The 7,516-nt window shown below is 43.9% G+C and carries 5 protein-coding genes and 1 rRNA gene; 3 read left to right on the top strand and 3 right to left on the bottom strand.

Annotated elements, in window-relative coordinates; genetic code table 11:
* Positions 1 to 20: 20 nt before the first annotated feature.
* Positions 21 to 1,523, top strand: a complete 1,503-nt coding sequence (locus BMX82_RS10330) for a BACON domain-containing protein (RefSeq protein ID WP_255396590.1) — start codon at positions 21 to 23, stop codon at positions 1,521 to 1,523.
* A 58-nt stretch (positions 1,524 to 1,581) separates the two neighbouring features.
* On the opposite strand, the gene glyA is transcribed toward BMX82_RS10330, so the two are convergent.
* The 3 genes from glyA to pyrB are packed head-to-tail and all read right to left on the bottom strand — an operon-like array spanning position 1,582 to position 4,270.
* On the bottom strand, positions 1,582 to 2,862 hold the full coding sequence (gene glyA, locus BMX82_RS10335) for a serine hydroxymethyltransferase (protein ID WP_036910906.1): 1,281 nt from the start codon (positions 2,860 to 2,862) through the stop codon (positions 1,582 to 1,584).
* 17 nt (positions 2,863 to 2,879) lie between these two features.
* The gene (locus BMX82_RS10340; protein ID WP_036910904.1) at positions 2,880 to 3,326 is read right to left on the bottom strand and encodes an aspartate carbamoyltransferase regulatory subunit; all 447 of its coding nucleotides are present in this window, start codon (positions 3,324 to 3,326) and stop codon (positions 2,880 to 2,882) included.
* Positions 3,323 to 4,270: an aspartate carbamoyltransferase gene (gene pyrB / locus BMX82_RS10345; protein WP_036910903.1), complete on the bottom strand. Its 948-nt coding sequence runs from the start codon at positions 4,268 to 4,270 to the stop codon at positions 3,323 to 3,325. Before pyrB ends, BMX82_RS10340 begins: the two co-directional genes overlap by 4 nt.
* A gap of 118 nt (positions 4,271 to 4,388) precedes the next feature.
* Between pyrB and BMX82_RS10350 the strand changes: the two genes are divergently transcribed.
* Positions 4,389 to 6,701: a transglycosylase domain-containing protein gene (locus tag BMX82_RS10350; RefSeq protein ID WP_091768549.1), complete on the top strand. Its 2,313-nt coding sequence runs from the start codon at positions 4,389 to 4,391 to the stop codon at positions 6,699 to 6,701.
* Positions 6,702 to 7,085: 384 nt separating this feature from the next.
* Positions 7,086 to 7,516: ribosomal RNA gene (locus BMX82_RS10355) — 16S ribosomal RNA — on the top strand; the annotation flags it as partial.

Consider the following 7,516-nt stretch of genomic DNA (forward strand, 5'->3'; position numbering starts at 1 on the left):
AACTTTTCGGGATACTTCTAATGTTTGCAGTCGTTGGTACTGGCTTTATTTCTTGTAGTGAAGACTATGAAAGTCGTTTACCAGAGCTGTTGCTTAAAAATGTATCATTCTCAACATCCGAAAGCGGATTAGACTCAATTCTATTAAGAAATGAAGATTTGACATTCTATGATATAAAGTCTGATCAAGATTGGTGTCATCCTAGATTTGATTTAAAAAAATCAATGATTTTCATTAGTGTATATGCCAATAAAACATACGATGATCGTACTGCCACCATCACATTGTCGGATATTAAGGATGGTAAGACTACAAGAACATTCACTGTAAGTCAGGCTCAGATGGATTGGGTTGAACTAAAAGGAGTGAATACATTTGAAGCAGAAATGAAGGGTGGAACTATTGAGGTTCCTCTTAGAACTAACATTGGTGAAAGATATACTGTAGAAATCCCGTCGGTTGCCTCGTCATGGATCAGTGTTGTTTCAAAGACAAGAGGACTTGAGGATCGTACGCTGACTCTGAATGTTGCCAAGAATAATAGTGGTAATGTGCGTGATGCCATTATCTCCGTTGTATATAATGATATTACGGTAAAATTTAAGATTATGCAGAAATTTGACCCTGTTTTTTCATTAGATGTCAATTCGATATCCATAGATGAGAATGGTGGCATATTTGATATTCTTGTGAATGCCAATATTACCGTTGATGTTTATCCTGAGGACGATTGGGTTCAGAAGGTGGGTAATGAGGATCTTGGTGAAGACCAGTTCGTTCAGAAACTGGAGGTTCTTAAGTTCGATAAGAAGATAAAAGAAAGAAAATGTAACGTTCTCTTTGAAAGCGCCGAGAAGTTTGGTAATACTGAATTGAGGCAATATCTGACGGTTACACAGTATAGACACCTCTTTATTAATAAAGACACTATCCAGATGACTGTTGGCGACAGTCTGGATCTCGACGAACATTTATTCAATAAGGATAAGTTGGTTCTTACATGGAAGTCGTCCGACAATGATGTCGTTACAGTCGATGCACAAGGCAGAATTAAGGCTGTTGCGGAAGGTAAGGCGAATGTTACTGTTACTTCTCAGGACGGCAAGCATACCGACTATGTACAGATCATTGTTGAGAAGCCGAAGGATCTGACGAAATTCCTGACCTGTGAGTGGGATACTGGTAAAGATATCACAGGTAAGGATACCATTTATACCGTCGGTTGTACCATCTCAATGGATGCAGATGGGCCAGGTATTGTCCTGAAGGGTTACACCTTCTATAACGACAACGTAGCTCAGAAGACTGTTGAGTGGGATGGTAAGTATCTTGGCCCAAATAGTAGTGTTTCTTCTGCTGATGTACAGTTGAAGAAGCAGAAGAACTACTATATCGATTGGAAGTATACTTATGCCATGGGAGAATATACATTAAGATATTCAATGGATAAAAAGGTGACTATTACTAAGAATGAAAAGCCTGCAGCAACCAGAAGAAATGCCGCAAGGTCTAGAAGAAGATAAAAGTTTAAATAAAAGCCCCGCCAACTGGCGGGGCTTTTATTTTTTTAGTTATGCTCAATTAATAAGCAAAGAGAGGATATTCCTTCATCTTCTCGTTGACACGAGCACGAACAGAAGCAATTACCTGCTCATTCTCTGGATCATTCAGAACTTCCTCAATCCATGCAGCAATCTGAATCATCAGATCCTCCTTGGCACCACGGGTGGTGATTGCAGGTGTTCCGAGACGAATACCTGAGGTCTGGAATGCGCTGCGGCTATCGAATGGAACCATGTTCTTGTTGACGGTGATGTCAGCAGCTACGAGCGCATTCTCTGCTACCTTACCTGTCAGTTCGGGATACTTAGAACGGAGGTCAACCAGCATAGAGTGGTTGTCTGTACCACCGCTCACGATACCGAAGCCACGCTTAATCAGTTCATCTGCCAGAACCTTAGCGTTCTTCTGAACCTGTTTAGCCCACTCCTTGAACTCGGGCTGCAGAGCCTCACCGAATGCAACGGCCTTAGCAGCAATCACATGCTCCAGAGGACCACCCTGCTGACCAGGGAAAACGGCAGAGTTGAGTAATTGGCTCATCATCTTCACTACACCCTTTGGTGTTTTCAGTCCCCAAGGATTTTCGAAGTCCTTACCCATCAGGATGATACCACCACGAGGACCACGCAGAGTCTTGTGTGTTGTAGAGGTAACGATATGAGCATACTTTACAGGGTTGTCGAGCAGACCTGCAGCGATCAGACCTGCGGGGTGAGCCATATCAATCATCAGCAGAGCGCCAACCTTGTCGGCAATCTCACGCATACGCTTGTAATCCCACTCACGGCTGTAAGCGCTACCACCGCCGATAATCAACTTGGGCTTGTGCTCGAGGGCAAGGGCCTCCATCTCGTCATAGTCTACACGGCCAGTTTCCTTGTTGAGGTTATAGCCGATAGGGTTGTAGATCAGACCTGATGTGTTAACGTGAGAACCGTGTGAAAGGTGACCACCATGGTCGAGGTTCAGACCCATGAAAGTATCACCTGGCTTCAGTACGGCCAACAGCACTGCAGCATTAGCCTGAGCTCCAGAGTGGGGCTGTACATTGGCATACTCAGCACCGAAAAGCTTACAAACGCGGTCGATAGCAAGTTGCTCAACCTCGTCCACAACCTGACAGCCGCCATAGTAACGGTGACCAGGATAACCCTCTGCGTACTTGTTAGTCAGGTAAGAACCCATGGCCTCCATGACCTGGTCGCTTACGAAATTCTCACTCGCAATCAGCTCGATGCCCTTCAACTGGCGCTGATGCTCTTTCTCAATCAACTCAAAAATAGTGTTGTCTCTGTTCATTGTTTTGTTTATTGGGATTATACTAACTCTACCTTATTAATGTCTTGCTCTTTCTCGCAGTAATGGCATGTCAGGATACCATCAGTCACATGAAAGTGAGTGGTCATGGGTTCGTTGTTTGTTATACACTTAGGATTGTTGCACTTCACAATCCCCTTAATCTCATCTGGGGTTACCACAGCTTTCTTTTCTACAACCTCGTAATCGCGAATAATGCTTAGAATAACATTAGGTGCCACCACTGAGAGACGTGAAATCTCATCATCGGTGAAGAACTTGTCTGATACTTTGATAATACCTTTGCTGCCAACCTTTTGTGAAGGATAGTTAAATCCGAGGGTGACAGGAGTCTTCAGGTCGAAAAGCCCCAGCAGACTGGCTACCTGATAAGTCTTGTCAGCTGGTATGTGGTCGATAACGGTGCCATGCTCAATGGCTGCTACCAGTCTTTCTTTCTTGTTCATAGGATGATGGTTTTATCGTTACGTACTTCGTCGAGTGATATACCTAAGACATCACAGAAAATTGCCTCACGGGCAAAGAGCCCGTTGCCTGCTTGCTGAATATAATATGCATGAGGATTCTCATCCACATCGTAGGAAATTTCATTCACACGGGGCAGGGGATGCAGAATCTTCATATTAGGCTTTGCGTTCTTCAACATATCGTTAGTAAGCACATATACGTTCTTTACACGCTCATATTCCATCAAATCTGAGAAACGTTCTTTCTGTACGCGAGTCATATAGAGAATATCTGCGTCGGCAATCACCTTCTCATTGAAAGCCGTGTGCTCCTGATATTTGATGCCGTGCTCTTTGCAGTATAACTTATATTCATTGGGCATAGCCAGTTCCTTAGGCGCCACAAAGTGAAAGGTCGGATTAAAATGCCTCATGGCCATAAGCAGTGAATGAACGGTGCGTCCATATTTCAAATCGCCCACCATATATATATTAAGATTCTCCAGAGTTCCTTGAGTCTTATAGATGGAATATAGGTCAAGCATACACTGTGATGGATGCTGGTGCGCTCCGTCGCCAGCGTTGATGATAGGAACGGGTGCGACTTCTGAAGCGTATACAGCTGCTCCTTCTATATAATGGCGCATCACAATGACATCAGCATAATTTGAAACCATTAGTATCGTGTCTTTCAGTGTTTCTCCTTTAGTTCCGCTGGTTATTTTGGGATCAGCAAATCCAATAACGCGGGCACCAAGCCTGTTAGCGGCAGTTTCAAAACTAAGACGTGTGCGAGTTGATGGCTCAAAGAAAAGCGTAGCTACTACTTTTCCTTTTAATAGTTCCCTGTTCGGGTGCTTCTCAAACTCCTCTGCCATCTCAATCATGTAGAGTATTTTCTCTCGAGTGAGGTCGGCTATGGTTACAAAATTATGCTTTTCCATCCCTTGTTTTTATTTTGTTGGCACAAAATTACACATTATTTTTGATTTACGTGCGATAATTTAGAAGAAAATCGTAATTTTGCAGCAAGATACTTAAAAAAGTGACGATTTTATAGATATGAGAAAGCTATTTGTCTATTTTCTGTGGACATTATTAACCATTTCCGTGTTAGGAACCGCAGCGGCTTTCTATGCCATTGACAAAGGATGGATAGGATATATGCCGCCAATTGAAGACTTGCAGAACCCAATAAATCGCTTTGCCACACAGATATATTCTGCTGATGGAAGGCTGTTGGGAACATGGAACTTTAATCGAGAGAATCGTGTGATGGTCGACTATACTAAGATCTCTCCATCGCTTGTCCATGCGCTGGTTGCAACGGAGGATGCCCGATTCTATGATCACTCTGGAATCGACTTCTATGCATTAGGACGTGCAGTTATTAAACGAGGCATTCTCGGCCAGAAGAGTGCGGGTGGTGGCTCGACTATCACGCAGCAGCTGGCCAAGCAGTTATATTCTGAGCATGCGAACTCTACACTTGAACGCTTGCTGCAAAAGCCGATAGAGTGGGTAATAGCTGTAAAACTTGAGCGTAACTACACCAAGGATGAGATTATTACGATGTATCTGAATTATTTCGATTTCCTTCATAATGCTGTGGGAATCAAAACCGCTGCAAATGTCTATTTCAGTAAGGAACCGAAGGATTTAACGGTGACGGAGTCGGCAACGCTTGTCGGATTGTGTAAGAACCCGTCATATTTCAACCCCGTCAGGTATCCTGAACGTAGCCGCGACCGTCGTAATGTCGTTCTTGCGCAGATGCTGAAAGGCGGTTATCTGTCTCGGGAAGAGTATGAAAAATATTCTGCGGAGCCCCTGACATTGAAGTTCCATGTGGCTGATCATAGAGAAGGACTTGCAGTGTATTTCCGCGAATATCTTCGTCGTTATATGACGGCCAAGAAGCCCGAACGTTCTTTATATCCGTCGTGGAATATGGTTAAGTATTACAACGATTCTATCAATTGGGAGACGGATCCATTGTATGGCTGGTGTAATAAAAACAAGAAACGGAATGGTGATAATTACAATATCTATACCGATGGCTTAAAGGTTTATACCACCATCGATTCCCGTATGCAGCGCTATGCCGAGGAAGCTGCATATCAGCATGTTGTTAAGTTCTTGCAGCCAGCCTTCAACAAGGAAAATGCAAGAAAATCGAATGCACCTTATTCTAATAACCTGACGGCTAGTCAGATAACTCAGATATTAAATCGTTCTATTCGTCAGAGCGAGCGATATAGGGTGATGCATGAAGATGGTGCTTCAGATGAGGAAATCAAGAAGGCATTCCGTACGCCGACAAGCATGACTATCTTTACTTATCATGGTGATGTGGATACAGTGATGACGCCGATTGATTCAATTAAGTATTATAAGTCATTCCTTCGTACAGGCTTTATCAGTGTTTGTCCGCAGAACGGTCATGTCAAGGCATATGTCGGAGGACTGGATTATGAGCATTTCTCCTATGATATGGTGATGGATGGTCGTCGCCAGGTGGGCTCAACGATAAAGCCTTATCTTTATTCTCTGGCTATGGAGAATGGCTTTTCACCATGCGACTTGGCTCCCAATGTGCAGCAAACCTATGTAGTAGCCGGTCAGGCATGGACACCGCGAAACAGCAGTCGGGCCCGTTACGGCGAGATGGTTACCTTGAAGTGGGGACTTCAGCAGTCAAACAACTGGATATCAGCCTACCTGATGAGTAAACTGAATCCACAGGCCTTTGTTGATTTGCTTCATGAATATGGTATTCGCAATCCTGAGATACACCCATCAATGGCGCTCTGTTTGGGGCCTTGTGATATCAGTGTAGGTGAAATGGCCAGTGCTTATACGGCATTTGTCAATCATGGCATCCGTGCGGCCTGTATGTTTGTGACCAAGATTGAGGATAGTGAAGGTAATGTGATAGCCCAGTTCCAACCGCGCATGAATGAAGTTATCAGCGAAGAAAGTGCTAATAAAATGATCTATATGCTGAAGAATGTCGTAGATGGTGGTACGGCCTCTCGACTGCGTTTCAAATATAATCTCAAAGGTGATATCGCTGGTAAGACAGGTACGACAAATAATAATAGTGATGCATGGTTTGTTGGCATTACCCCAACGCTTGTTAATGCATGCTGGGTTGGAGGCGACGATCGTGATATTCATTTCGACTCTATGGCCATGGGTCAGGGGGCTTCTGGAGCTCTGCCTATTTATGCGCTCTACATGCAGCAGGTATATAAAGATGCTCAGCTCGGATATAATGAGAATGCCATCTTCGATTTGCCAGCAGGCTATGATCCTTGTTCGTTTGTCGACGAGGTCGTAGGAAGTAATGATATTGATGAAATCTACGAATAGCCTATATATAATATATAAGGTGTAGATTTTGTTTGTAATGATTCCCGAAAACTTTAATGTTTTTGGGAATTTTTTCTTTTAAAAATTTGGAGGGTATTGATATTTGTTGTACCTTTGCACTCGCTTTCGCTCAAAAACAGGGCTGAGGCACAAAAGAAAGAGTTCTTTGAAAGATTTACATAGACAGAAGTAGTACAAGAAGCGAGAGCAGAGATGCTCTTGGGTAGAAAGAAACGAACCGTTTCAATTTCTTGAATTTGGATAGTCGTTCTGAGACAGATAATGATTATATTTACAAGGCTTCTAGGAGCGAGAGAAATGAAAGCTTGCTTTCAATTTCCGAGCGACGACGAAGACTCGTAGAAAATATCAAAGATATTTTATACAATGAAGAGTTTGATCCTGGCTCAGGATGAACGCTAGCTACAGGCTTAACACATGCAAGTCGAGGGGCAGCATGATCGAAGCTTGCTTTGATTGATGGCGACCGGCGCACGGGTGAGTAACGCGTATCCAACCTTCCCCATAGTAGAGAATAGCCCGGCGAAAGTCGGATTAATGCTCTATGTTGTATCATGAGGACATCTGAATAATACCAAAGGTTTACCGCTATGGGATGGGGATGCGTCTGATTAGGTTGTTGGCGGGGTAACGGCCCACCAAGCCCACGATCAGTAGGGGTTCTGAGAGGAAGGTCCCCCACATTGGAACTGAGACACGGTCCAAACTCCTACGGGAGGCAGCAGTGAGGAATATTGGTCAATGGACGGAAGTCTGAACCAGCCAAGTAGCGTGCAGGATGACGGCCCTATGGG

Source organism: Prevotella sp. khp7 (assembly GCF_900109055.1).
Taxonomy (GTDB): domain Bacteria; phylum Bacteroidota; class Bacteroidia; order Bacteroidales; family Bacteroidaceae; genus Prevotella.